The organism is Pseudoalteromonas atlantica (genome assembly GCF_043641955.1).
Taxonomy (GTDB): domain Bacteria; phylum Pseudomonadota; class Gammaproteobacteria; order Enterobacterales; family Alteromonadaceae; genus Pseudoalteromonas; species Pseudoalteromonas atlantica_A.
In genome coordinates this window covers 687642-714330 of record NZ_JBHZRV010000002.1, presented here as the reverse complement: position 1 = coordinate 714330, position 26689 = coordinate 687642, and the positions used below count along the sequence as shown (strand labels likewise).

Sequence of the window (26689 nt, the reverse complement as noted above, 5' to 3'; positions counted from 1 at the left end):
TTGCATGCTCAATCATTAAGAGAAAGAATTAAGGGTTAAAAATGAAAAAATATAACATCATCACCACAAGTTTACTTATGTTGGGTTTAACTGCCTGTAGCACGGAGCAAGCAAACACATCAGCTGTAACACAGCAAGTTTCAGCCCCTGGCGCTCCAGGTGCTGAACCATTTTGGGCATACTCAGGCAAAACTGGTATTGGTACGTCATTTGAGCAATACCAAAATGGTGTTTACAGCGACACTGCGGCAACTGGCACAGTTTCAAAAGTATGGTTCTCAATTGCAAAAGGCATGATCACCGAAACCATGTTTGGACTTATTCACCAAGCGCAAATTAAAGACATGCAATTTGTAGTGGTGGGTAAAGACTTTACCGTTACAGAAGCAGACGACCTTGATGTAACCATTGATTATTTATACAAAGACTCACAAGGCCGCCCATTGTCACTGGCTTACAAAGTAACAAGCAGTGATAGGCAAGGTCGCTTTAGCCTAGAAAAACACATCTTTACCGACCCAGACGGCCAAACCTTATTTGTTCGCAGTATTTTTAATACCGAGCTTGATGGCGTAAAAGCGTTTGTAAATGTTAACCCATATATTGATAACAACGGCCTTGATGACTTTGCCAAAACCACTGAGCAAGGTTTGGTTGCTTGGCAAGGCGATAATTATTTATCACTGCAAGGTGCAAAGCCGTTTAAACAAACCAGTGTTGGTTTTACAGGCAAGAGCGATGGCCTAAATGAGCTTAAAACCGCACAGCAACTAAATAATGTATATACCAACACCGGTGAGCAATCAGGTAACGTAAGCTTACTTGCCGAGCTGGGTGAGATTGGCAAAAATAGCCAATTTGATTTAACTCTAAGCTTTGGTAGAAACGAGCAAGCAAGCTTAAAAGAAGGTAAAGCGAGCTTAAATCGTGGCTATCAACAAGTACTTGATAACTACAATGGTAAAGGCGAAGCATTGGGCTGGCAAGATTACCTACAAAGCCTTGCACCGCTTAATATCATGACTGCACAAACAGCCGATAACGGAAAGTTACTTTACACCAGTGCACTGGTATTAAAAGCGCAAGAAGATAAAACCCATGCAGGCGCGCTTATTGCCTCGTTATCAAACCCATGGGGAGAAACGGTTTCAGCTAAAACAGGATCAACAGGTTACAAAGCAGTATGGGTACGTGACTTCTACCAAGTAGCCATGGCCTTTATGGCAATGGGCGACAGTGCCACGGCTAAAACTGCATTCGAATACCTTGAAAAAGTACAAGTAAACGCTAAAACACCGGGTAACAATGGCGACACTGGCTGGTTTTTACAAAAAACCCATGTCGACGGTGAGCTTGAATGGGTAGGCGTACAGCTTGATCAAACAGCTATGCCTATTATGCTTGCGTGGAAATTGCACCAAGCAGATGTATTAACAGATGCAGAGTTAACTGATTGGTACGGCCGTATGTTAAAACCTGCTGCTGACTTTTTAGTTGATGGTGGCCGCGCTAAAATTTTGTGGAACGACATGCAAATTACACCGCCAGCCACACAGCAAGAGCGCTGGGAAGAGCAAGAAGGTTACTCACCTTCGACCACCGCAGCCGTTGTTGCAGGGCTTATTACCGCAGCTGATATTGCAACACTTGCAGGTGATAACGAAAACGCTAAACGTTATCTTGAAACCGCTAAAAGTTACAATAGCGATATTGAAAACATCATGTTCACCACCGCCGGTAACTTAGAATCAAGCAATTCAGACGGTGAGTATTTTATTCGTATCGGTCAAGATAAAGACGCCAACTCAAACACTAAAATTAATGCCAATAATGGCCGCGAAGGCTTTAATAAAAAGCAAATCTTAGACGGTGGTTTTTTAGAGCTAGTACGCTACGGTGTACGTGATGCACTTGCGCCAAGCATTGTAAAAACATTGCCAGAGTATGATGACGAAACCTTAGCGGATAATTTACAAGTTAAGTACAGCTATCAATTTAGCGATGGCAGTGGCTCATTCCCAGGTTTTCGCCGTTATGGTAACGACGGCTACGGTGAAGACGAAGTAACCGGCACAAACTACGCCGAAGGCGGGCAAAATACCCCAGGGCAACGTGGTCGTGTCTGGCCGTTCTTTACTGGCGAGCGTGGTCATTACGAAATCGCTGCTGCCAATGCCACGCAATCGTTAAACGCAGACAAACAACAAGACATTAAAAACACCTATGTGAAAGGTTTGGAGCAGTTTGCTAACGAAGGCATGATGTTACCTGAACAAGTATGGGACGGCGTGGGTAATAACAAAGCGGGTTATACCCTCGGCGAGGGCACAAACTCTGCCACACCACTTGCTTGGACACATGCAGAGTACGTTAAGCTAGTACGCTCATTAAGCGACAAACACGTATGGGATCACTACCCAGTGGTTACCAAAGCACTAAATTAATCGTAAACTAATAAAATAGCCGTAGTGAAATACGGCTATGTTATTTTTAAAAATAACAACGAGGCTATAATGAAAACCTTTACATTGAGCGCGTTGGCACTGGCAATGATGCTAACTGGCTGCCAGAGCGCTCCATCATCTAATCCAAATAAAACCGCCACATCGCCACTTAATATTGAGCAACAAACAAGCCCGTGGTGGGAAACTGCCATTTTTTATCAAATTTGGCCACGAAGCTTTTACGACAGCGATGCTGACGGCCATGGCGATTTTAACGGGATGACCGAAAAATTACCGTACTTACAAAATCTCGGCATTAACGCACTGTGGTTAACCCCCATGTTTGAAGCACCGTCCTATCATGGCTATGACTTTACTGAATTTTATAACGTAGAAAACGATTACGGCAGCATGGCAGAATTTGAAGCCTTTATAAAAGCTGCTGATGATAAAGGCATGAAAGTGATACTTGATTTAGTTATAAATCATATATCAAGCAACCATGAATGGTTTCAGCGTTCAGCAAAACAAGAAGCCCCTTATGCAGATTACTTTATTTGGCGCGACGATATGCCAAAAGCAGGAAGCGGCTGGGGACATGCTTGGAGTAATAACGACCAACCCGACGCAGTATGGTATTGGAATGAAACTCGCCAACAGTATTACTATGGTGCCTTTGGAGCAAGCCAACCTGACTTAAATTTACGCCACCCAGATGTTATTGCCGAAATGGAAAAAATGGCTAAGTTTTGGCTTGATAAAGGTGTAGACGGTTTTAGATTAGATGCCGTGCGTTTTGCAATGGAAGGAGGTGCCAATGCACAAGCCGATACTGACGAAACCATTGCATACTGGCAACGCTTTAACCAATACGTAAAAAGTGTTAATCCACAAGCGTATTTAGTGGGTGAAGCATGGGCTGATATTCCTGTTGCGGCTAAGTATTACGGAGATGGAAAGGGGCTCGACCAAGGCTTTGACTTTGAGGTGGGCTATAAAATACTGGGATTACTAAAGCCAGATGCGAGTGGCGAAGCACAATTTGGCACTATGCAATCGAATAAACAACTCAACGCAGTTGATGCCAAGGTGCTTAAACAAAATTTACAGCAGCGTATTGATTCAACAGCGCCGCTGGACTTTTTTGCGCCGTTTTTAACTAATCACGACCAAGAACGTGTAGCGTATCAGTTAGCAGCGCACGACGATAAAGCAAAGCTAGCTGCTGCCATGTTATTTAGCTCCCCAGGGACACCCTATATTTATTACGGTGAGGAAATAGGACTAACCCAAGGACAAACCGGTCATGATGTGTATAAACGCGCGCCAATGCACTGGGATAACAGCAATCAAGCTGGCTTTACCCAAGCCCAAACTAGCTGGGTTGAACAGGCTGAACTTTTTCACGATAACTATACGCAGTGGTGGCCTGAGTTTTTAGCCAAACAAATTAACGCAGGTGATCGTAATGTTAAAGTGCAGCAAACGCAGCCTAATTCATTGTGGCGTTTATATCAGCACTTAATAGCACAGAAAAAACAGCGGCCAGAACTTAGTATCAAAGGCAGTTATGAATTAACACAACACAACAACGGTGTTGTTGAAATAACCCGCGAGTTGAACGGCAGTAAAAGTATGTTTGTGCTTAACTTAACCGCTAACCCGCAAAGCATCAGCAGTATCAAACGCGAGGGGTTAACCACAAGCTGGCAACACGACCTCAATGGCGAACAACTCGCTGGCTATGGTTTGTTGTTATTGAATAACACACCGTAATTAAATTACATAATAGGGGTTAACATACGTTAGCCCCTTTTATGTAAAAATGCTTTTATTGTATCGCCCCTAAGTTATAGCGCATTTTTAAAGTTTATTAAATTAGGTAAAAGCCTTTAAATTCATACTTTATAATATTTTACTTAGTGGGCTAATGACCCCGTTCGCACCTTGTTGCAAAACATGCGTATATATTTGCGTTGTTCTCACGTCACTATGGCCAAGTTGAGCTTGAACGGTGCAAATATCAGCACCACCTTGTAATAAATGTGTAGCAAATGAGTGTCGTAAAGTATGGGGTGTAACGTGTTTATTAATGTTGGCATCAAAAGCTGCTTTTTTAACCGCTCGCTGTATTTGCTTTTCATCTATATAATGCCTTCTCATTTGCTTACTTTCAGGATCAATACTGAGCTTATAAGATGGGAATAAATATTGCCATCCTAGCTGCTTGTTATGATTTGGGTATTTTTTACGTAATAAGTGAGGCATGTAAACGCCACTGTATAGATAATTTTTAAGATCAATCTGTAAATAACTCTCTACTAATTGAATTTGTGTCCGTATTTGCGGTATGAGCTCAGTTGCAAGCGTTACAACACGATTTTTGCCTCCTTTGCCATCCCAAATACGGATGCAACTATAGTCAAAATCAATATCCTGTACACGCAAACGCAGTACTTCCATTAACCGCATACCACTACCATAAAGTAGTGCACAGGCTAAATAATGCTTTGTAATACAGCATTAAATAGTGCTGAAACTTCTGTTTGTGTAAGCACAACGGGTAATTTTCTCGGACGCTCACTTTTTACAAAATCTAACGATAAAGAGAGAGGGGTCTTAATCACCTCTTTATATAAAAAACTAAGCGCATTTAACGCCTGAGCTTGTGTGCCTTGAGCAACATTTTGGGTGTTTACTAAATGGTTTAAATATAACTCGACTTGAGTATCCCCCATACAACTTGGATGTTGCATATTATTAAAGCGAATATATGCAGCTATCCAAAAAAGATAAGCCTCAATGGTGCTCTTAGCATAACGCTTGCTGTACATATGCTCTTGAACCATGTTTAGAAAAAGAGATTTCATAAATAATATTCAACTTTACAAATTGATACTGTATATATAGACAGTGTTTCGTGTTTTGTCCAATAACATTATTAAAAGTCGTTTTGGTGTATTTTAGCAGCGGTAATTTTATAACATACGTAATTGTCTGTTTACATTGGATTAGTTTAGTGGAATTATGGAGCAATGTAATATAAGCCGTTTTGGGGTGTTATAAACCACCAAAATGGTGTTCAATAAGCTGTTAGGTATACAAGGAAGTAAAGATAAAAGCATCAACCATTGGTGGTTATACGTTAATTATTGTTGGGTTTGTTTTAGCCGCAATATCCGTTTTAAGTTTATTAACTTCCATTCCTATATTTTTAGAATTGAATACCGCAGAAGCATATAATTGGGGCTTTATCATTGGCCGTGTGTTTATGGTTATTTTGCTTTTCCTGCTTGCTAAAGCTGCAATAAAGAAAGGTAAAAAGTTGAAAAACAATTTAAGTTCGGTGTAAATGTATACCTAACAAGCGCATTAAGAAACGGACGCAAAACACTTGGCTTGCGCTCATTCTTCGCTAATTTTAGCCAAGTATTTATGCGCCGCTTATGCGGGCGTTATGTGCTTGGAGGGAAATTGGCATGGAAGTTATTATTGGCAAGTCAGATCAGATTATCGAAAAGGCTCAAGCTATTCGTTATCAAGTTTTCACAGTTGAGCAAAAAATCCCTAATAAATTGGATTTTGATGGTCTAGATAACTCTTCTGAACATGTTCTTGTCATGAATGAAAATCAACCTGTGGCAACAGCGCGTTTAACTATTGATACTGATGGTTCGTCTGTCATGGCTAGAGTCGCAGTGCTCGAAGCGTATCGAGGTCAAGGCATCGCTTCAATGGTTGTTAAAGCGTTAATGGGTCATGCTGCAAGTCAAAGTGTATCTTCAATAGAAATTCATGCTCACGGTTATTTGCGAAGTTATTATGAGAAATTTAACTTTGAATTTATCAAAGAAGTAGAAGTTGTTGGTGAGCATCAACTAATAGAAATGCGTCATCAAGTAGTACGCACATAACAAAACGTTTAAGAGTGATTCGCAACGCTCGGCGGTTTCAGTTCAAAGTTTAGCTTAAGTGTTTATGGCACAATGACTTAAGTTTAGTGGTAGCGTCGCTCACACCTTAACGTGGCGTTATGCCTCATTTCTAATCAGGCGCTTATCTCAAAGGAGTGATCATGTTAGATGAAAAGTTAGAAGAATTATTAAAAGATAAACTTCCACTCAAAGATTCAATAAATGAACATTTGAAAGTAGCAAAAGTTGAATCGGATAAAGTTGATATCTCAAGGCACAAACTAATTTCAATTTTAGAAAGTATATCTTCTGATGGAGCTTACTTAAGACAATCAGATGTTAACAGAGTACTAGAAGGTTTTGGTATTGATGAGGGGTTATCAGATACTGAAAATGAACTCTTTAGAGAAATTTTTAATAAAGGGCACGGAATAAAAGAAAGTAAAAGAAAAAAATTACATTCCGTAATTGAAACCAAAAAAGATATAGCTGTAGAGAAGTTAGAAGCAGATATTAAAGATTTGACGGATAAACTTAATAATATGGGGGTTAACGATAATCCTGAATTAATTAAGCTTAAAGAATCTGTAGAGCAAATTGCGATTCAGAGTAAGAAAGTCGCTGCAGCAGTAAAAATACCATCACCAAAAAATATGGAAGTCCAATTGGTTTCAGCTGATTCACTACAGCGCCTTTCTGAATATAATTCAGATATCAATATTCTTTTAACATTATCAGCGGTATTTCTGGGGGCGTTTTTAGGAATGCTTGGAAATTTAGTATTCAGTGCTAACGTATCAGGTCAAGCATACGGAGTTATAGCTATTTTAGGTGTTGTATCAACTTTGTTCTTTGGGCTTTTCTACCGCTCAGATACTAGAAAGAAAAGCTTGAGTAACGACATTCTAAATGATGATGATGGGATATATTTGGATGACTATAAGGCATAACAAGCTAATTAATAAGGACAAAAAACAGTTGGCTGTTTTCGTTCCTCAACATTTTAGCCAACAATTTTTTGCCCATTATTAGGGCGTTAGTTTTATCTCAACAAGGAAGTGTATGAAATATCTGCTAGTGATAATCGCTACCGTCTCATTCAATGTAGCTGCTAACGAAAATCAGGTGATTTCAGGAAAAGCTAGACATGTAGAAAGTGGCCCCGAACTAAAGCAAAACTTTGTTGATGAATTAACTCTAAAAAGTTGTGATGTTAAAATAACCACCTTTGCAGACAATTCTATCAACAAAGTGAAGTTGTCTTTTTCAGATCGTATATTTGTTGCTGAAAAGATTTCATTTACTGCCAGAGCCGATGGTACATGTAATGTGTCGTTATCAAACGGTTATGGCATAAAATAAAACTAACAAGCAATTCAAGTGGGACTGCTAACAGTTTGCCCGGTTTCGCTTCGCTACACATTTTGGCAAACTATTATCAGCCCCTTAATTGGGCGTTATATGCCATGAGAAGCTACAAAGTCATAATCACAATTATACTATTTCTTAGCTTACCTAGTGTAAGTGCAAAAGAGTCAATATTTACATTTTTTGAAGGTAGTATTTCAATCCCAGAGGGGACTGAAATTATCACTGTTAGTGGACCCGAATTTATTTTCTCAATGGATAATGGAGTCGTGAGTTATGGTGACTTCAATCGTAGGTTCTTTGATTTAAATTACACGGACACTTTTGAGGTAGATAAGGTTGAAATTGAAAAGTGCGGGTTAAAAATTGTCAAACGAAAATACTATATGGAGTCAGAAGAGCAACCAACAATTTTTAAGGCATATATACATCGAGTTCCTAGAACTAGTTTTATGGTAATGGTAGTTGATACTAATTATGGTGAGTTTTTTGAAACTTTCCTAAAACAATACTGCAATAACGCTGGGTATAATGGCATATAACAAGTGCCTAAACCAAAGGACGCAAAACAGCAGGCTTGCGCTCCTTCTTCGCTAATTTTAGCCTGCTATTTCGCGCCGGTTAGGCAAGCGTTATATGCCTTAAGGAGTCCTGTGAAACCTGAACATTTAGTCGATGAAATCTTGGCTCGCACAGTAAATGAAAATGTTACTTTTTATAAAAGCATGCTGGAAAACGTTCCTAGAAATGAGGTCACGGATCCGTACTGGAAAGAACTGTTAGCTTTCTATGACAAAAGCAACCAAGGTGAACGAGAGTTAATTATTACGTTGATGAAGCAAGTGTCTCAAGATTCAATTGCATCTTTACTTTCAATTATTGATGGTAGTGGCTATTCAGAGTTAAAAACAGAACTTAAGCTTACCGATGACTCGGGCAAACCTTTGCAAGGTGAGCTATCCGATATTTTCATCGAGAAGTGTGAAGAAAGCGGCATATAACAAGCTGTTTAATCTGGACAAAATACATTTGGCTGTGTTTCGTTCCTCAACATTTTAGCCAACAATATTTTGCCCATTAACGAGGGCGTTAGTTTTATATCAACAAGGAAGTGTATGAAATATCTGCTAGTGATAATCGCTACCGTCTCATTCAATGTAGCTGCTAACGAAAATCAGGTGATTTCAGGAAAAGCTAGACATGTAGAAAGTGGCCCCGAACTAAAGCAAAACTTTGTTGATGAATTAACTCTAAAAAGTTGTGATGTTAAAATAACCACCTTTGCAGACAATTCTATCAACAAAGTGAAGTTGTCTTTTTCAGATCGTATATTTGTTGCTGAAAAAATTTCATTTACTGCCAGAGCCGATGGTACATGTAATATGTCGTTATCAAACGGTTATGGCGTAAAATAAAACTAACAAGCAATTCAAGTGGGACTGCTAATAGTTTGCCCGGTTTCGCTTCGCTACACATTTTGGCAAACTATTATCAGCCCCTTAATTGGGCGTTAAGCAGCTATGAATAGCTCGGAGTTAATTTTTGGCTAAACCACCTTTATCTCATTATTCGCCAAAATTTGCTAATAAAGCTTGGGCGTATGATGATGGATATACTTCTTATGTCAGCTCCCCATATAGCTCAGATATAAAAAAAGAGCCTAAAGGTTGGAAACAATGGGGTAGGAAAAGAGGGTTATATACTCGGGCTGTTGAAAACTCATTAGATAATGATTTAGAAACTTATGCTAGCGTCGTATATCAAAAAATTTGCAGTTTTAATGAATTAAATAAAGATGAAAGAATAATTTGGTCTCAATTTCTCCTATCTCAACTTGTTCGGACACCGACGTATATGGCGTACGAAAATAAAGCTTGTGAATTATTTGGTATCACTGATAAGCCAAAACATGATCGGGTTGGGTGTAAAGAATGTGGCGATTTAAATTTTGTCGCTAATAGAGATTGGTGTTTACTTTTAGCTCATGAAGACGATTATTTTGTACGGAGTGATAATCCAGTATTTCAAACTGGCTTTATCGAATTACCGGATACATGTTTATTTTATCCACTCACTCCTAAGTTATGCTTTGTCGCCTGTTCGATGACCGAGGGTTGGAATGCATATACAAACAAGCCCAATGAAACTATTGGTTATGAATTAGATAAAGGTAGCGCTCACTTTTATAATTTTCATTTGGCTAAAGCGGCAGGGAGATCATTAATTATATCTCCACAGCACGACGGTGAGATGGCTGAACGGATGTACAATGATGTTCTCGGTATTTATCCTCAGCCACCTTTTTCACTTCATGTTCTGGATAATAATGCTCAAAGTGCATTTGAAAGTATTCGTAAAATAATGAGTGAAACTGATAATAAGGATTATCCAGATTGGCAACCAATGGAGCTCGAACCCTTTTACCAAATAAAGCAGTCGTAAAGCTGCTTAACAAGTTGCTTAAACGGACAAAAAACAGTTGGCTTTTGCTCGTTCCTCGCTATTTTAGCCAACAATTTTTAGCCGCTTAGCAAAGCGTTAGCCGTTTCTTTATCTTGTCAGAGTATTGTATAAAAAATGATTAAAAAACCTTGGGAAAGACGCTTAAAAGATCTCGCTTACTTATTGAAAAGTTGTGCGTCAACATACTTTGAACCTGAGTTATTTCGCTTAAATTTAAATCAGTTTTTGCAAACAGCAAGAACTGTTACTTTTATTATCCAAAAGAATAAACGGGATATTACTGAATACGATACTTGGTATCCTTTAAATGTAATAGATAAATGGAAAAATGATCCTCTAATGACGTGGGCAAAAAATTCACGGAATACTATTGAAAAGCAGGGGGATCTGGAAATGTATAGTGATGCCAAAGCTACCCTGTTATTTTCTTATATCGAAGAGCAAGACGTCGAAATAATAACAAAAGATCAATTATTAGGTGTAAGCATTAAAAGGTTGGTTAGGCTTGCTCAGAAAAAACTACCTTCAGGTACTTTAGATGCCGCTGTTATTAAATCTGAAAGACGATGGGTTGCAAATACTCTAAAAGAATTCGAATTACTAAGTGCTTTAACTATCATCTATTCTCGTATGTATGATTGCTGTAAGTCGTTAGGTTTGCATCTTGGCGCTAGTATTGATGAGAGCATTACTACACCAAATGACTTTGATTCTATTAGGGATGAAATTCGGCATGTTAGTTATCTAAAGTTAAATGGCTTAAATACTGGTAAATTATCACACGAATCAGTAGCGTATGATGCTAGTAGCATTCCTGAACCGATAAAAGAAAGAGCTAGATCTATTGGTAGTAAAGATGGAATTTCTAGTACTGAGAGTTTAGTTGATTATTTATCTAAAATGGCGGAGATCACTTTCACAGGAGATGGCTTCCATATTCCAATGTTGATGTTCTTTGATCGTGAATATAAAGTTATTGACTTCGTAAGCACCAACTTTGAGGATCAAGCGGATAAATATATTTTTTGGCGTTCTGCCGCTGACCGTGCATTGACAAATAATGCTCATGGTTTTGTTTGGATATCAGAGTTATGGATCCGAAACTCTAAAATAAATTCAAAAATAGCTATTCGAGAAATGCCGATTGTTGATGAACGACTGCAAGTGGTAGGTATTGACTCTAACAACCACCAAAAGGTCATCTCTTGGAAAATCTTACGTGAAAATGAAAGTGCAAAACCAACACTATCTGTGGCTGAGTCTGAAGATGCTAAAGAAGGGCAAGCATTTTTTATGCGCCCAGTTCTAAAAGCAATTGGTGGTGATATCAGTAGCTTAAACGGCTAACAAGTCGTTTTAAAGGACAAAAACAGTTGGCTTCTGCTCCTTCGTCGCTAATTTTAGCCAACAATTTTTTGCCTCTTAACTAGGCGTTAGGACTCAGTGTTTAACTAAAAGGTGTAAGCTTTGACTAAATTATATTTATTGTTAACTGTTCTTGGTATTGCTATTCCTTTTGGTGCATTTATACCTTGGTTGGTAAATAACGGTTTAGACTTTATTGCTTTATTTAATGCTGCAATTGTAAATCCAATTAGTATTTTTGCTTGGCTTGATGTTTTAGTTGCTGCTTTAGTATTATTAACATTTATTGTTGTAGACGGTAAAAGAAATAAGGTTAAATACCACTGGTTAGCAGTTCTTGGAACGTTAAGTGTTGGAGTATCGTTCGGCTTTCCTCTTTATTTGTATTTAAAAGAAAAGCAGTCTCATAATTCAATAAAGCCCTAACAAGGCATTAAAGTCGGACTTGTAACAGTTTGCTCGGTTCCGCTTCGCTTCACATTTTAGCAAACAATTACAAGCCGCTTAATGTGGCGTTAGCTTTACTATGAAACTTTCTCTGATATTTTTTACATTACTTTTTAGTACTGCGGTTAATGCACAACAAGAACTTTCAGGAAACTGGGAGGGCTTTTATTCTGGTTCCACAAATGCTATCGGTGCAATTGATATAAAAATCAATTCTTCAGGTTGTTTTGTTGAAATGGAAGATATCTCAAATGTCATCAAGTTTCCTTTTCCATGCGAGTCTTTAAACTTGGTAAATGGTGTTTTCACTTTTACCACTAAGAGAAGTTTTACAGAAGGCAAAGATTGGGTGGAAACTCGCTATCAACTTGCGCTATCACCTCATATTGCAGATAGCAAAGTTCCGAGAACACTTATTGGCACGTGGTTGCAGGGAATGGTTAAAAAGGGTCAAACTAACTTCGTTGCACTTAATTCAGGCACGTTAAAGGTAAAAGAGAGACTTGCAGATTAGTAAAGCTAACAAAACGCTAAAGCCCTTCACTGTCGTTCACTGGGACAATTACATGGCGCGCCTTCGGCATTGTGCGCGCCATGTAATTGCCCCTTAGCTTAAGGTTAGGTATTCTATGACTTTCGCAGCAATTACTATACTAATTTTATTTCTTGTAGCATGGACTGCGTATACTGGTGGCGTTCCGAAAAAGTACCTTATGCGGAAGTGCACAGGGAAAAACTGGAAAGAAAAATTTCCTGACTCATCAAAAGATGAGATTCGAAAGTTTCTGCGCATATTCACTGATGCTTTTGCCTTTTCCGGAAAGAAAAAATTAAAATTTGAACCTGAAGATAGAGTTTTAGATATCTACAAGGCTCTATACCCACGAGAGTGGATGGCTGATGCCCTAGAAGTTGAAACATTAGCTGAGACTATCGAAGCCGAATACGGCATAAATTTTGAGGGCTTATGGAGTGAGGATTTAACTTTGGGTGCATTGTTTATGGCGGCAAAAAATGCTTAACAATCAACTCCGTTCCGGCGGCTTAGCCGAGCGTTGAGGCTGTAGAATTAATCTTTTTAGAAACATACCCTACCATTTAAAGTTGATTTTTTAACCTTGAATCCACTGGATTACTGTGATCTTATAGATATTATTCACCTACGGTAAATTGTTATGGCCAACTATAAGCCTGATTTATCCTGCCAAAATAAATTTATTCCCACCAATTTCGCTGAGCAAATTTTACTAGGTACATTTGAGCAAAACATAAATAAGACATCCATCTTACATTTTAGACTTTTTGAATCAATGCGTAGCTTTAATTAAATTAGAGTGGGTTTTTTAATATTCTTAATCAATAAAAATAAATTTAAAACGAGTTAATCTACAGGCTTGTTATGTTGCTAGGAGAGTTATTAGTACAAGTGAGAAGTGGAAGCTAATATTAGAAGGTTACTAGCCGCGTATAAACTTTTGCCCTCAGATATTAAAAAGTCTGATTTTGGTTACAGCAAAGAAGGTTTTTTACAGTACTTATCAGTAAGCGAGCTTCGTTTGCTATGGAAGAATTAGATGGTGTAATGGAAAACAACATCAGCCCTGGCGTTTTGTTTTGGGAGGATATGATTAATGCCGCAAATTTAATGAGCCGACCTGAACATGCTACAAAATATGAGCGGTTTAAAGTAGCAAATCGACCAAGGTGAACCGGTTGTGCACCTCTATGCTCTTAAATATAGGCGACTTCATTGAATTCTGTATGTGTATCAAGACCGATAAAAAATATGCTATGTTTATTTATGTTAGCCTCTGCTGTTTAGTTAATTGACAAACTAATTATGGCTCTGGCTTTGAATTAAGCTAACCCACGAAAAGCGGAGGCTAACACCGTATGGGAGTCATTATGTCTATATTTTCAACTCGGATTAATTTTCAGCAATGACAGGTATTACAAACATTATTATCCTTACTTCTATTGATGACGGGGCATGGATGAAGAGCGATCATGGTAATGTAGATGTATTGCATGAGTATCTTCGTAAAAACTATCAAGGTAGCTTGCTTGCGAAAGTGGATAAACACGGAGGCGGAAGAAAACGAATGTCTTGTGATATATTTATGGTAGCCATAGATTATCTAAATAAAGAAGAGTTATTAGAGCAATTTTATGGCATAGAGTGGCAGCGGCCAGAACAGGTACAGCTTTTACTAAAAGGCTCTAAAGATAATGTATTTCAGATATATTGCCCAAAATATAACAAGTAAACAATGTCGCCTTCGGCTAGACGACCCTAATTGTGGCTTCGCCACAAGGTTGCCCATTGTTTAAATGTTTAGGGTGTAGGTTTACTCTTTTAGGAACTGATTCTACACATTTGGCTTGATTTTTTTAACCTTGAATCCACTGGGTTACTGTGATTTTATAGATATTATTCACCTACGGTAAATTGTTATGGCCAACTATAAGCCTGATTTATCCTGCCAAAATAAATTTATTACCATCAATTTCACTGAGCAAATTTTACTAGGTACATTTGAGCAATAAATAAGACATCCATCTTAAATTTTAGACTTTTTGAATCAATGCGTAGCTTTAATTAAATTAGAGTAGGTGTTTTTTTAATACTCTTTGCTAATAGATTGTTTCGTTTAACAGTTTTGCGAAATTTGCACTTGTCATGCTCATCAATAGCGTGAATACTAAACACTAAATTGGCTAAATCGATGCCAACAGTTTTAATTACAGACATATGGACTCCTCATATTTGAAGCTTATAGTCAACTCCACTATGGCACATTGGTAAAAATGTGCTGAGTGGGGAGTCCATATCATTCGTTATGTGCTTCAATAAGTCTGAGTATTACTCAAGCAAGGAGAGGGTATTTTGACATTAGATGAATACAGAAAAGAATTTGAACAATCTTCAAACAGATCTATTTCAATGCCTGTTGCTGGAACTATAATTTGGGGTTTAGTTGGGTTTTTAAGTACACAATTTAGCACAAATGTTTCTATATATATTTTACTTTTTGCAACAGGCGGGATTTTTCCTATAGCTTTATTTATTGCTAAATTTAGAAAAGAAAACTTAGTTTCATCATCCAACCCTTTAGCAAAACTGATGGGCCTATGCATAGTGATGGTTAATCTTCTTTGGGCTGTCCATATACCATTACTTTTAAATGCACCTGAATTTGTTCCTTTGAGTTTAGGCGTTGGCTTAGGACTTCATTGGGTAGTATATTCTTGGATCGTTAAACATCCTGTTGGCTTAATTCATGCTGTGTTAAGAAGTATTTTAATTGTAGCCGCTTGGTATTTATTCCCTAACAATAGTATTTTAGCTATATCTTGCGTTATTGTTTTAACTTATTTACTAAGTATTTATCAAATGTTAACTAGAGATATAACAAGCATATAACACATATGAGCCTTAACTCTGTCAATAGGCACTAATGTTCTCTTTGACCGTTTTTATACATTGACGGTCAATTCTAAATCAATAAACAAATTCGATTACTTCGTCTGTCGATGCTTATATTAAGCAAGTAATTTACGGCAAACACATATGGGGTGCGTTACGCAGTCATCTCTTAATGTGGTCTTATCGCAGCCTACTTTTTCCATATCCCTGTGGGGCAAGGGGCTAGAAATCCTAGACTTTCCAACATTTCCTTTTTAAATTTTACGTGTAATTAATGTAACAAATTGAACCTGCGTTGGAACTCAGCTATGGTCTAACTAATAAAAATAAATTAAAACTAATTACTCTATTGGTTCGCTATATTATGAACCATAAGGCGGGATATATGGATAAAGCACTGCAAACTATGATTGAAAATATACCTGAAAAAACAGGTAAAAAATTAGAACAGTGGTTTGAAATATTAAAACAGGAAAACTTTGAAAAACATTCAGTTGCTGTGAAGTTTTTAAAAACTGAGTATGCAGTAACTCATGGGTTTGCAAATACTATAGTTACCTTATCAAAAGAAAAAGAACAATCCGGTGAAGATTTAGTTTCAAGCCAATATAGTGGCAAAGAGTCACTTATACCAATTTATGAACTGCTGTTATCAACCATAGAAAAGTTCGGTGAAGATATTCTAGTTACCCCTAAAAAAGGAAGCGTTAGTCTAATTAGAAAAAACCAATTTGCTTTAATCAAACCAGCAACAAAGAAAAGAATCGATTTAGGTTTGAAACTTAAAGGGATAGACAAGCAAGGCTGCCTTGAGGGTTCAGGGCCATTTGGTACTATGTGTTCGCATAGAATACAGTTACACAATGTATCAGATATTGACAGTGAAGTTATTGGATGGTTGTTAAAAGCGTACGAGAAGTCGGTATAAACAAGTGTAAGAGACTATAAACATTTATGAGACTGTTTATAGTTTGTTCGGTTTATTTTATTTAAAATTATTTGAATGTTAGTTTTCAAAAGGATTTTGTTAGTGTTTGAAAGTATAGCTGTTTATTCGGGGCTAATAGCTACAATTTGGATCTTCATTGGTGTTTATGTAGCAAGTAGATTTTATGCTGGTTACAGCCACTCTAAACAATTTTGTAGTGAATTAGGGGCAACGGGTAGCCCAACTGAAAAATTATCTCCTTTAATTAACAACTATCCTCTTGGATTTTTGTTTTGCTTTTTCGGATGGTATGTAACACAACTCTCGGCTGTTTCGAGCTTAGTGAATGTTGTCGGTTGGCTGATAATTACCCATGGTGTTGGGACTTGGGTCGCTGGTTATTTTCCTATGGATGCGGATCCATTTACTAAGAGTCCAACTGTAAATTGTAAGGTACATTCTTGGGCTGGTTTTGTTATGTTGCTTTCGTTAGTTATAGCGCCAGTACTAATTGCTATTAGTCCAACAACTGAAATTACCCCATTGTATTTTCGTATTTTTTCACTGTTTACCGTTGTTGCAACTGTCTATTTTCTTTTAGCTATGGTTAAAGCGGTAAAGTCTCAAATTAATCCTGGTATTCATCAACGTATTTCATACGGCTTTCAGCTAATTTGGCTAAGTGTCTTTTCATTAGTATTGGCGTATTAGACTTGTTCAAATTTTGGTTCACCACTTTTCACTACGGCTATTTCAGAAAACCACAGGCAAGAAAATGGTTTTGGTCATTTAAGAATTAAAACGCACTTTGTTGTGCATGCTTAATAAACTCAGAGTAGATCGTATCTTTTATTAAACGCTCAGGGCTAAATGCATAATAATGTTGAAATGCATTTTCTATTGCGCCTATGTAATGAACATCGAAATGGCGTTCAATTTCGTCTTTAACGAGCATTGGTGCGGGAAATATACCAAACCCTTGCTCTCCTAGCGCTTTCATTAATGCGCTGTCGTCAACGTGACCGACGACGGTGGTTTCTAAACCCAATTCTTGTAGCCAAAAATAGATTGCTCGACTGACTGGGCTTCCTTTTGCTGGTAATACGACGGGCTGGTTATGCAATGAATGGGGGAAATCAGCTGATAACTTTTTATGCCAGTGTGTATTGCCAAAGAACGCCAATTGACTTTTTCCTATCTCATGGCAAAAGGCTTTGATTGGTAATGCGTTGTCTAAAGGCTGATCGGCTAGAACAAGATCTAGTTTATGTGTCGCCATTTGTGAAAGCAGATCATTTTGTTGACCATCTATACATTGCAAATTAGTAATACGTTCATTATCAATCAGGGGTGCTAACCATTTAGATACCAATGATTTGGGTAAAACATCAGAGATGCCCACTTTTAATGTTTTTGATAAATGAGTAAGCTCGCCCTGTGTTGTTTCTAGCCACTCTTGGGCTATGGCAAACATGTCGTTAGCATACTGCTGCGTAACTTGGCCAAATTCAGTCAAACTTAGCCCGCGACCTTCTCGAACAAACAATGCCTTACCTAAGCGGTGTTCTAAGTCACTAATTTGAGAGCTGACTGTTTGAGGAGTTAAATGCAATATTTTACTCGCTGCTGAGATGCTTCCACAGCGGCTAACCTGCCAAAAATAATATAAATGATTGTAGTTAATACTGGTTATCATTCGAAAATACCTGTCAATTAGTCAGAAATAATCAGCTTTTATCTTATCAGATACATTAGTAGATTAGACCTAAGCCTGCAACTAAGGTGCGACTAATAGGACGTAATAGTATGAAGCTTAAACTGACAATTAAAAATAAACTGGTTCAATCGGGTATGAAGGCCTCACTTTCAAAATTGGTTAAAAGTAATTTAGGTAAATACGCTTTACACATTCGTAAAGTTGATATTCGAGTCGATGATGTTTCAACGCACCAACATGGCACTTTAAAAGAGTGCAGCATTAATATGTTATTACCCGGTCTGCCTAGTGTTGTGGTAAAGCGCAAAGGCAAAAATATTTTACATTCTATTCAGCGAGCGCTTACTAGTTTACAGGATGTATTAATACATAAATATAAAGTACGAAGTTAACAGTTTTAAAACGGTAATAACAATGGAGGTGAGCACCTAATAATTTTGCAACACACTTTAAACGTAATACATTCGATAAAACGTAATTGGCTGTAAATTGATCTCATCGCACTTGCATTGATAGCCAGCCGATTATACGCCCATCAAAATAGCCTATTCACAGTGGGCTATTTTTTCATTTCATTGTGAATAGTCAGTTTTATTTAACTAATAGTATTTAAACTGCATTAACTATGTTTGCGCCTAAAACTTAACATATTGATTGAGCTTAATATACTTGAGGAATTTTAAGCATTTTATGCTAACGTAATACAAATAGTAAACTCAGTTATAAAATTATGTACAAATTAATGTTAGTTTTTGCAGCGGCTTTTTTTTCTTTTATTCTTTGGATTATCTATTTGGCAAACACTGGTGGACACAGTGTTTTTTTTGATTTAATCAGAGGTATTCCATACGGAGATAAAGTAGGGCATTTTTGTTTATTTGGCTTGCTAACATTTATAGCAACAGTGGGTTTGAAATTTAAAACTTTTAGCTTGGTAAATTTTAGGGTTTACTACGGCGCTGCATTAGTTTTACTTTTTGTTATTTTTGAAGAGCTAAGCCAAGCATTTATTCCAGCCCGTACGCTAGACTCTATGGATTTACTGGCTGATTTTTTTGGTATTGGCTTTGCGAGTTTGTTTGCTTACTTTATTAATGCTTACAGGTTAAAGAAAACCAATGAACAAGCGGCTAATAGTTGAGTGCATTTAAAGTTATTTGTACTGTATATAAAAAATACCTAGTGACTTGAATGCTGTGAACTGGTTGCTGGCCGAGTGTGTGTTATACACTCGAGCCCCGAATGATTAATTTTGGTGGCAGCAGGGTGTTTTCAACTTTTTCACCCCGTATTAATTTTAGCAGATTAAAAACCAACATTTGCCCAGCTAAAGTTGTATCTTGTTGTACAGTCGTTAATGGCGGATTAGTAAAGCTCGCTACTGCGATATTATCAAAACCCACTACATGCACATCTTCAGGGACTTTAATTCCCGCTTCTTTTAATGCCCTTATTGCGCCAATTGCGATTAAATCGCTGGCTGCGAATAGTGAATTAAAAACAATGTTATTGGCAATTAACGAGCGAGTCGCATGATAGCCTGACTCTTCTGTAGAAATAGCATTGGCCATTTTACGTTCGCTTAAGGTAACGCCATGGCGAGTAAATTCGTCTTTAAATCCTTGGTAACGCGCAAAAAATTCAGGGCTATGCTCTGATGCATCACCAATAAATGCACAATCTTTACGGTTAACAGTGAGTAGATGCTCTGCGGCCAATTTACCACCGCCGTAATTATCGCAACTAACGGTGAGGTCGGGTCTGTTATCAACACTGGCTCCCCAGCATACAAACTTTGTATTTTGTTCCAACAGGCTTCTAAATTTAGCTTGGTAATCTACATAATCCCCATAGCCAAGCAGGATTATCCCATCGGCGCGGTGGCTATCTTCGTAATCGGCTTGCCAATCGGCACTGGTTGATTGAAACGAGATAAGTAAATCGTAACCTTCGCTGGCGCATGCACGGGTGATACTGCCAAGCATAGCAAGAAAAAAGGGGTTGATCTGAGACTCGTCGGCTGTAGGGTCTTCAAAAAGTAAAAGCGCCAATGTGCTACTTTGCTGTGCACGCAGATTGCTGGCATTTTTATCAACTTTGTAATTTAATTGTTTTGCGACTTCATATACACGACGTCGAGTTTCTTCGTTGACAAGTGGACTGTTTCGTAATGCGCGCGATACAGTAGATTGTGAAACGCCCGCATAATGGGCAATATCAAATGATGTAGCTTTACCTTTCATATACACAACCTAGTTAAAGACAAATGAAGCATGGCATTAAAAACTCATGTTATTTTCGTTTATTTGCTATTTTTTTCAAGCTATTTATCAAGATTTGAATATTTATATTGATCCCAAGCTGACACCGGTGTCATAATGTCATCGTTTTATCATTTTGTTGTCAAAACGTTTTAACTGCTCAATTTTATTGAGCAGTCTTTTTTATTCACAAGATAATGACTTTGAGGTGATAGCTTAAAGTTTATCTTACCGCGATGGCAAAGCCGTTGAAACTATAATAATAAGCTTGGTTTTAGCTACTAGGCAAACCGCTTAGACAAAAGAGAAAACATTATGAGTTGCAACCCTAATACACAATTTGATCCGATCTTAGTCGCTGATATTGGCGGAACGAATGCGCGCTTTGCTTTAATCACTGACTTTTTGCCAGAACAAAAACAATTTGTTATTGAGCATAATATCACATTTCCTAGTGCAGATTTTGGTTCATTAGAAGCTGCTTTAGCAAACTACCTTTCCCAGATTAAGCCAATTGAGCCTAAGCGTGCATGCCTTGCTGTTGCTGGCCCAATAAAAGCAGGACAAGTACATTTAACAAATTTGGGCTGGCATTTTAGTGTCGAACAGCTCAAAGCTGAGTTTGCGTTATCTAAACTTGAAGTAATCAATGACTTTGCAGCATTTGCTTATGCAGCACCTTATTTAGATCCTCAACAGAATGTCACCATAAAAAGTGGCCAAGCTGATAGCGATGCTAATATTGCTGTAATGGGCCCGGGCACGGGTTTTGGGGCTGCAAGTTTAGTGCGCACTAATCAGGGTAGTGCAGTTTTAAGCTGTGAAGCGGGTCATATCTCATTAGCATCGGTTAATGAATTAGATACTCAGTTAATCACAGAATTACGTAAGCAATTGCCGCATGTGTCGGTTGAAACTGTTTTTTCAGGTCCTGGTATAAGTCATTTATACCAAGCGATGGCTGCAGTTAAAGGTGTTGAGCCTAAAAACTTAACCGCTGCACAAATAAGTGAGTTAGCTAACAGTGGAGAATGTGCTGTTTGCGATGCAACGCTTAATCAGTTTTGTGACTGGATTGGCAGTGTAGCGGGGGATTTAGCGCTAACATTTGGTGGTTTAGGTGGTGTATTTATTGGCGGTGGTATTTTACCTCGCATGCAGTCGCGTTTATTGGCAAGTCGTTTTGTTGAGCGTTTTACTGCAAAGGGCATAATGTCTCAGTTTGTTAGTCAAATACCTGTCACGTTAGTAGTACAAGACAACATACCGCTTATTGGTGCAGCAGCCTGTTTGCATGTAAATGAGCCGGTATAAAACATCGCAATTAGGGATGTCATTGGGAAGTTTGGATGAAAAAAGTTACCATAAATAGTGTTGCAAGTTATGCTGGTGTGTCTAAAAAGACAGTTTCGCGTGTGCTTAATAATGAGCCGAATGTGAGCGATGCAACCCGTGAAAAAGTACTCAAAGTATTTAAAGAGCTTGATTATACACCTAATCCAATTGCACGAGGCTTGGCGCAAAACCGTAGTTTTATAATTGGCTGTATTTATGATAATCCAAGTAAAAGTTATATCACGCGTGTGCAAACGGGGGCGCTTGCTGCCTGCCAAGAGAATAACTATAACTTACTGATTCACCCGTGTGACATGCGTGGTGATGCGTTGATTAGTAACATTGAGCAGTTGTTGCAAACCTCCCGCTTAGATGGTTTGGTACTCACGCCACCGTTTTCTGATTTTAAAGAGCTAGTTGATTTTCTTAAAACGAAAAAAATTCCTTATGCACGCGTTGCATCCGCCGTACTTGACGACGAGTCAATTTCTGTTCGAAGTAACGATGAACAAGGCGCATTTGAAATCACTGAACATTTAATTAGCCTAGGCCACAAATCAATCGCATTTATTAAAGGTCACCCAGATCACAGTGCCACCGAGCAACGGTTTAAAGGTTATTTAAGAGCCCTTGAAACACATGGTGTTGAATTTAATGAGCGTTTAGTTGAAGAGGGTAACTTTAGTTACCATTCTGGTGTTGATAGTGCCCGAAGCATTTTAGATTTAACACCCAGACCAACAGCCGTTTTTGCATCGAATGATTACATGGCTGCGGCTGTGTTAAAACTTGCCACCCAAAGACAATTAAAAGTACCTGATGATATTTCGATTGCAGGGTTTGATAACGCGCCTATTGCTCGGCATATTTGGCCAGGCTTAACAACCATTGCACAGCCTGTCGAAGATATGACAAAGCAAGCCGTGACTAAGCTAATAGAAAGCATTGCTCAACCAGAAGAAAAACCATATCAAGTAACCCTTGAAGCGCGTTTAATTACCCGCGAATCAACTGCACAAGTTAAATAAATTTCACAGTTGCCTGAGTTTGAGTGACGCTTGCTCAGGCACTTTTTATTCTTAAGCTCTGCATCATACCTTTTTAAACTACGCTACCCACTCCTAAGCTGTATGTTATTTCAGCAAGCGATCAGTTTTGTGTGTGTTTTCACTGTTCATTATTTGGTCATTTAAATAAATTAGACTAAATTTAAGTGATAAGGTTGACACCGGTGTCACAGTCGTGCGTTAATACAGTGACACCGGTGTCAGGTTGGTTGTGAGAGACGGCCTGATAACGTATACCTTTGAACGGGTAAATCAAAGATGCTCAGTGCAATTACATTCGTGGAGTGTGTGGTTGCCACTGAGCCTTTATCCTCTAACCATAGAGATGAGTCGAATTTTATGTTACATCCTCGTATTCAAGAAGTCACCGAACGCGTTATTGAACGCAGTAAACAAACTCGCCAAGCTTATTTAGAACGAATCAATCACGCAAAAAAACAAACAAGAACTCGTGCTGGTTTAGGCTGCGGTAACATTGCTCACGTTATGGCTGCATGCAGCAGTGATGACAAGGCGCGTTTAAAAGCTGATGAACAGCCAAATTTAGCGATTATTAATTCTTACAACGATATGTTGTCTGCGCATGTGCCGTATAAAGATTTTCCAGATTTAATTAAAGAGCTTGCCACTAAATATGACGCAACAGCACAAGTTGCTGGTGGTGTACCTGCAATGTGTGACGGTGTTACGCAAGGCCGTGACGGCATGGAATTATCACTGTTTTCACGTGATGTAATTGCAATGTCTACGGCGGTTTCTCTTTCGCACGACGTGTTTGACGGTGTTTTCTGTTTAGGCGTGTGTGACAAGATTGTCCCAGGATTACTAATTGGCGCATTGTCATTTGGTCATCTTCCAGTTGCATTTTTGCCAGCTGGTCCAATGCAATCTGGTATTCCAAATAAAGAAAAAGCCCGTGTTCGCCAAAAGTTTGCTCAAGGTTTAGTAAGCCGCGATGAGCTATTGGAAGCTGAAAGTGCGTCTTACCACAGTGCGGGTACATGTACTTTCTACGGAACGGCTAACTCGAATCAAATGTTGATGGAAATAATGGGCCTACATTTACCAGGTAGCTCGTTTATCAATCCGTATACAGAATTACGTGATGGCCTCACTGGTAATGCAGTAGAGACCATGCTTAAACAGTTAATTGAATCTAAAGATGCTAACTGTCTAGCTGATGTGGTTACTGAGAAAACAATTATCAATGGTCTTGTTGGTCTATTGTCGACAGGTGGATCAACAAACCATGCAATTCACTTAGTGGCAATAGCTAAAGCGGCTGGCGTTCAATTAACGTGGAAAGATATGTCAGATTTATCTGAGGTTGTTCCATTGTTAACACGTATTTACCCGAATGGTTCTGCTGATGTAAATCATTTCCAAGCAGCTGGTGGTATGGGCTTTTTGATGAAGCAACTTGTTGGTGCTGGGTTCTTACATAATGATGTTAAAACCATTGTTGGTGATGGCCTAGAGGCTTACACCTGTGAGCCACGCTTAGATACCGATAATAATGTAATCATGACAAACAGCTCAGGCCCAAGCAAAGTTAAATGGGTACCATGTCCTGAAAAGTCTCTTGATGAAGAGGTTTTACGTCCAATTGACAACCCGTTTAGTAAGCAGGGTGGTTTACAGCTTTTAACCGGCAACCTTGGTAAAGCAGTGATCAAAGTATCGGCTGTTGCAATTGAGCATCAAGTAGTTACCGCTCCGGCAAAAGTATTCAGCTCACAAGGCGCATTGCAAGAAGCGTATTCTCGTGGTGAGTTAAACCAAGATTTTATTGCCGTATTGAAAGAACAGGGCCCTAAAGCCAAAGGTATGCCAGAGCTTCATAAGCTAACGCCTGTAATGGCTACGCTTCAAGACCAAGGTTACAAAGTTGCAATCGTAACGGATGGCCGTATGTCTGGTGCGTCAGGCAAGGTGCCTGCAGCTATTCATTTAGCCCCAGAGGCTGTTGAAGGCGGTATTATTGCAAAAATACATGAAGGTGATTTAGTTACCCTTGATGCGCCTGCAGGTATCTTGAAGTTACATGTTGAAGACGATGAGTTAGAAAAACGTGAGCTTCAACTTAGCCCTGCAAGCCCAACATTCGGCACAGGCCGAGAGTTGTTTGAAGGATTCAGAAACATTGTAAGCAGCGCTGACCTAGGTGCTAGTGCGTTTGGAATAGAATAATAATTAGCCATACACAGGGTAATGAGGACATTCAATGAGCATAGAAAAAATATTAGCATCGGCACCGGTTGTGCCAGTTGTTGTAATTGAAAAGCTAGAAGATGCAGCCCCGCTTGCAAGAGCACTTTATAACGGTGGCTTAAAAGCGTTAGAAATTACATTGCGTACACCAATCGCGGCAGAAGCTGTAAAGCTTATGAAAGCAGAAGTACCAGAAGCGTACGTAGGTACAGGTACAGTGGTAGACAAAGCAAGCTTTGACGCCTCTGTTGCAGCAGGCGCTGACTTTATGGTTAGCCCAGGTGTAAACGACGAGCTGTTAGCCCTTGCAAAAGAAACTGATATTCCATTTTTGCCGGGCGCCGCAACGCCAAGCGAAGTGATGAAATTAGCAAGTCACGGGTTTAAGTTTTTAAAGTTTTTCCCAGCTGAGGCTGCTGGTGGTACGGCAATGCTTAAATCAATTGGTGGGCCGTTACCACAGGTAACTTTTTGCCCAACTGGCGGCATTAGTTTAGCAACTGCGCCAAATTATTTAGCATTAAGCAACGTGATTTGTGTGGGTGGAACGTGGATGCTCGACAAAAAATTGATCGAAAATAAAGACTGGCAAGCCATTGAAACGCTTGCTCGCCAAGCAAGTGAAGTTAAATAATTAAAGGGGAATTTGAAATGATTAATGTAGCAATTAATGGCTATGGCCGTATCGGTCGCAACGTATTACGCGCACTTTATGAATCTGCACAAAATAACGAGATTAAAATTGTTGCAATTAACGACTTAGCACCTGCTAACGTTAACGCACATTTAACTCAATTTGACTCAGTGCATGGTCAATTTTCTCAAAAAGTAACACTTGCTGACAATACAATGTTGATTGGCGATGATGTTATTACCCTTACCCAAGAGCGCGATCCTGCTAACTTGCCTTGGAAAGAACTAAACGTAGATATCGTTTTAGAGTGTACTGGTTTTTTCACAAAACGTGATGACGCTGCTAAACATATTGCTGCTGGTGCGAAAAAAGTAATTGTATCTGCACCAGGTACTGATTTGGATGCAACGGTTGTTCACGGTGTAAACAGCGACGTAATTAACGCAGATAGCAACATCATTTCAAATGCCTCTTGTACTACAAACTGTTTAGCGCCAATTGCAAAAGCAATTAACGATACAGTAGGCATTGAGCAAGGTAGCATGACGACTATCCATGCTTATACAAATGATCAAAACTTATCAGATGTATATCATCCTGATTTATACCGCGCTCGTAGTGCAACGCAGTCTATGATCCCAACTAAAACGGGTGCAGCAAAAGCTGTTGGCTTAGTGTTACCTGAACTTGCTGGTAAGCTTGATGGTATGTCAGTACGTGTACCAACAATTAACGTATCTTTAGTTGATTTTACGTTTATTACAAAACGCGAAACAACGGCCGCTGAAATCAACGAAGTGATGAAAGCCGCTGCGCAAGGTTCAATGAAAGATATTTTAGAGTACAACGAGCTTCCGCTTGTTTCTATCGACTTTAACCACAACCCAGCGTCATCAATTTTTGATTCAACGCAAACCAAAGCTGAAGGCAAATTAGTTAAGGTAATGGCTTGGTATGATAACGAGTGGGGTTTCTCAAACCGCATGTTAGACCAAGTAAAAGCATTGGGTCAATACCTGTAAATAATACGAAAAGTTTAGCTTTATCCAACAAAACCGCGATTATCGCGGTTTTTTTCGTTTAATAGATTGGCCACAGAACCCTCAAT

Annotated in this window: 27 protein-coding genes and 3 pseudogenes; 26 read left to right on the top strand and 4 right to left on the bottom strand. The window is 38.7% G+C overall.

Annotated elements, in window-relative coordinates; genetic code table 11:
• The first annotated feature begins 41 nt into the window (after positions 1-41).
• Positions 42-2444 carry a glycoside hydrolase family 15 protein gene (locus ACHUE3_RS06705; RefSeq protein ID WP_394191386.1) on the top strand — a complete coding sequence of 801 codons (2403 nt, stop codon included), beginning with the start codon at positions 42-44 and terminating at the stop codon, positions 2442-2444.
• Between the two features lie 69 nt (positions 2445-2513).
• Entirely contained in the window at positions 2514-4220 is a 1707-nt protein-coding gene (locus tag ACHUE3_RS06700; protein ID WP_394191384.1) for an alpha-amylase family glycosyl hydrolase, read from the top strand.
• Between the two features lie 129 nt (positions 4221-4349).
• Here ACHUE3_RS06700 and ACHUE3_RS06695 read toward each other — a convergent pair.
• Positions 4350-5314: pseudogene (locus ACHUE3_RS06695) on the bottom strand (integron integrase).
• A gap of 609 nt (positions 5315-5923) precedes the next feature.
• On the opposite strand from ACHUE3_RS06695, the gene ACHUE3_RS06690 reads away from it, so the two are divergent.
• The 14 genes and pseudogenes from ACHUE3_RS06690 to ACHUE3_RS19885 all read left to right on the top strand — a co-directional run.
• A complete protein-coding gene (locus tag ACHUE3_RS06690; protein WP_394191382.1) occupies positions 5924-6358 on the top strand; it encodes a GNAT family N-acetyltransferase in 435 nt (144 codons plus the stop codon).
• A gap of 161 nt (positions 6359-6519) precedes the next feature.
• Complete coding sequence (locus ACHUE3_RS06685; protein WP_394191380.1) at positions 6520-7308, top strand: hypothetical protein; 789 nt, start codon at positions 6520-6522, stop codon at positions 7306-7308.
• Between the two features lie 112 nt (positions 7309-7420).
• Entirely contained in the window at positions 7421-7720 is a 300-nt protein-coding gene (locus ACHUE3_RS06680) for a hypothetical protein (RefSeq protein ID WP_394191378.1), read from the top strand.
• A 104-nt stretch (positions 7721-7824) separates the two neighbouring features.
• On the top strand, positions 7825-8268 hold the full coding sequence (locus ACHUE3_RS06675; RefSeq protein ID WP_394191376.1) for a hypothetical protein: 444 nt from the start codon (positions 7825-7827) through the stop codon (positions 8266-8268).
• Positions 8269-8379: 111 nt separating this feature from the next.
• Positions 8380-8727: a hypothetical protein gene (locus ACHUE3_RS06670; RefSeq protein WP_394191374.1), complete on the top strand. Its 348-nt coding sequence runs from the start codon at positions 8380-8382 to the stop codon at positions 8725-8727.
• A 114-nt stretch (positions 8728-8841) separates the two neighbouring features.
• A complete protein-coding gene (locus ACHUE3_RS06665) occupies positions 8842-9141 on the top strand; it encodes a hypothetical protein (RefSeq protein WP_394191372.1) in 300 nt (99 codons plus the stop codon).
• Positions 9142-9268: 127 nt separating this feature from the next.
• Positions 9269-10168, top strand: coding sequence for a DUF4238 domain-containing protein (locus ACHUE3_RS06660; RefSeq protein WP_394191370.1), 900 nt, complete (start codon positions 9269-9271; stop codon positions 10166-10168).
• Positions 10169-10303: 135 nt separating this feature from the next.
• Complete coding sequence (locus ACHUE3_RS06655; protein ID WP_394191368.1) at positions 10304-11536, top strand: hypothetical protein; 1233 nt, start codon at positions 10304-10306, stop codon at positions 11534-11536.
• A 120-nt stretch (positions 11537-11656) separates the two neighbouring features.
• The gene (locus ACHUE3_RS06650; RefSeq protein WP_394191366.1) at positions 11657-11980 is read left to right on the top strand and encodes a DUF2834 domain-containing protein; all 324 of its coding nucleotides are present in this window, start codon (positions 11657-11659) and stop codon (positions 11978-11980) included.
• Between the two features lie 100 nt (positions 11981-12080).
• Positions 12081-12515: a hypothetical protein gene (locus tag ACHUE3_RS06645; protein ID WP_394191364.1), complete on the top strand. Its 435-nt coding sequence runs from the start codon at positions 12081-12083 to the stop codon at positions 12513-12515.
• Positions 12516-12630: 115 nt separating this feature from the next.
• Positions 12631-13023 carry a hypothetical protein gene (locus ACHUE3_RS06640; RefSeq protein ID WP_394191362.1) on the top strand — a complete coding sequence of 131 codons (393 nt, stop codon included), beginning with the start codon at positions 12631-12633 and terminating at the stop codon, positions 13021-13023.
• A gap of 153 nt (positions 13024-13176) precedes the next feature.
• Positions 13177-13263: pseudogene (locus ACHUE3_RS19890) on the top strand (transposase); the annotation flags it as partial.
• A gap of 678 nt (positions 13264-13941) precedes the next feature.
• A complete protein-coding gene (locus ACHUE3_RS06635; protein WP_394191360.1) occupies positions 13942-14268 on the top strand; it encodes a hypothetical protein in 327 nt (108 codons plus the stop codon).
• Between the two features lie 187 nt (positions 14269-14455).
• Positions 14456-14542: pseudogene (locus ACHUE3_RS19885) on the top strand (transposase); the annotation flags it as partial.
• A gap of 58 nt (positions 14543-14600) precedes the next feature.
• On the opposite strand, the gene ACHUE3_RS06630 reads toward ACHUE3_RS19885, so the two are convergent.
• Entirely contained in the window at positions 14601-14753 is a 153-nt protein-coding gene (locus ACHUE3_RS06630; RefSeq protein ID WP_394191358.1) for a hypothetical protein, read from the bottom strand.
• A gap of 135 nt (positions 14754-14888) precedes the next feature.
• Here ACHUE3_RS06630 and ACHUE3_RS06625 point away from each other — a divergent pair, with 135 nt between their 5' ends.
• The 3 genes from ACHUE3_RS06625 to ACHUE3_RS06615 all read left to right on the top strand — a co-directional run bounded on the left by ACHUE3_RS06625 (position 14889) and on the right by ACHUE3_RS06615 (position 17067).
• Entirely contained in the window at positions 14889-15425 is a 537-nt protein-coding gene (locus ACHUE3_RS06625; RefSeq protein WP_394191356.1) for a DUF7010 family protein, read from the top strand.
• Positions 15426-15813: 388 nt separating this feature from the next.
• Positions 15814-16356: a DUF4287 domain-containing protein gene (locus ACHUE3_RS06620; RefSeq protein WP_394191353.1), complete on the top strand. Its 543-nt coding sequence runs from the start codon at positions 15814-15816 to the stop codon at positions 16354-16356.
• Positions 16357-16458: 102 nt separating this feature from the next.
• On the top strand, positions 16459-17067 hold the full coding sequence (locus ACHUE3_RS06615; protein WP_394191351.1) for a DUF998 domain-containing protein: 609 nt from the start codon (positions 16459-16461) through the stop codon (positions 17065-17067).
• Between the two features lie 85 nt (positions 17068-17152).
• Here the strand turns inward: ACHUE3_RS06615 and nhaR are convergent, their stop codons facing one another.
• Positions 17153-18052 carry a transcriptional activator NhaR gene (gene nhaR / locus ACHUE3_RS06610; protein ID WP_394191349.1) on the bottom strand — a complete coding sequence of 300 codons (900 nt, stop codon included), beginning with the start codon at positions 18050-18052 and terminating at the stop codon, positions 17153-17155.
• Between the two features lie 110 nt (positions 18053-18162).
• Here nhaR and ACHUE3_RS06605 point away from each other — a divergent pair, with 110 nt between their 5' ends.
• Positions 18163-18465, top strand: a complete 303-nt coding sequence (locus ACHUE3_RS06605; protein WP_394191347.1) for a hypothetical protein — start codon at positions 18163-18165, stop codon at positions 18463-18465.
• A 401-nt stretch (positions 18466-18866) separates the two neighbouring features.
• Complete coding sequence (locus tag ACHUE3_RS06600; RefSeq protein ID WP_394191345.1) at positions 18867-19214, top strand: VanZ family protein; 348 nt, start codon at positions 18867-18869, stop codon at positions 19212-19214.
• Positions 19215-19296: 82 nt separating this feature from the next.
• On the opposite strand, the gene ACHUE3_RS06595 is transcribed toward ACHUE3_RS06600, so the two are convergent.
• On the bottom strand, positions 19297-20316 hold the full coding sequence (locus ACHUE3_RS06595; RefSeq protein WP_394191343.1) for a LacI family DNA-binding transcriptional regulator: 1020 nt from the start codon (positions 20314-20316) through the stop codon (positions 19297-19299).
• Positions 20317-20649: 333 nt separating this feature from the next.
• Here ACHUE3_RS06595 and glk point away from each other — a divergent pair, with 333 nt between their 5' ends.
• From glk to gap, 5 genes are all read left to right on the top strand, one after another.
• Entirely contained in the window at positions 20650-21648 is a 999-nt protein-coding gene (glk, locus tag ACHUE3_RS06590; RefSeq protein ID WP_394191341.1) for a glucokinase, read from the top strand.
• A gap of 35 nt (positions 21649-21683) precedes the next feature.
• Positions 21684-22697: a LacI family DNA-binding transcriptional regulator gene (locus tag ACHUE3_RS06585; protein ID WP_394191339.1), complete on the top strand. Its 1014-nt coding sequence runs from the start codon at positions 21684-21686 to the stop codon at positions 22695-22697.
• 378 nt (positions 22698-23075) lie between these two features.
• Positions 23076-24926 carry a phosphogluconate dehydratase gene (gene edd, locus ACHUE3_RS06580; RefSeq protein WP_394191337.1) on the top strand — a complete coding sequence of 617 codons (1851 nt, stop codon included), beginning with the start codon at positions 23076-23078 and terminating at the stop codon, positions 24924-24926.
• Between the two features lie 34 nt (positions 24927-24960).
• Positions 24961-25581: a bifunctional 4-hydroxy-2-oxoglutarate aldolase/2-dehydro-3-deoxy-phosphogluconate aldolase gene (eda, locus tag ACHUE3_RS06575; RefSeq protein WP_394191335.1), complete on the top strand. Its 621-nt coding sequence runs from the start codon at positions 24961-24963 to the stop codon at positions 25579-25581.
• A gap of 17 nt (positions 25582-25598) precedes the next feature.
• Positions 25599-26603, top strand: a complete 1005-nt coding sequence (gene gap / locus ACHUE3_RS06570) for a type I glyceraldehyde-3-phosphate dehydrogenase (protein WP_394191333.1) — start codon at positions 25599-25601, stop codon at positions 26601-26603.
• The last annotated feature ends 86 nt before the right edge of the window (positions 26604-26689 follow it).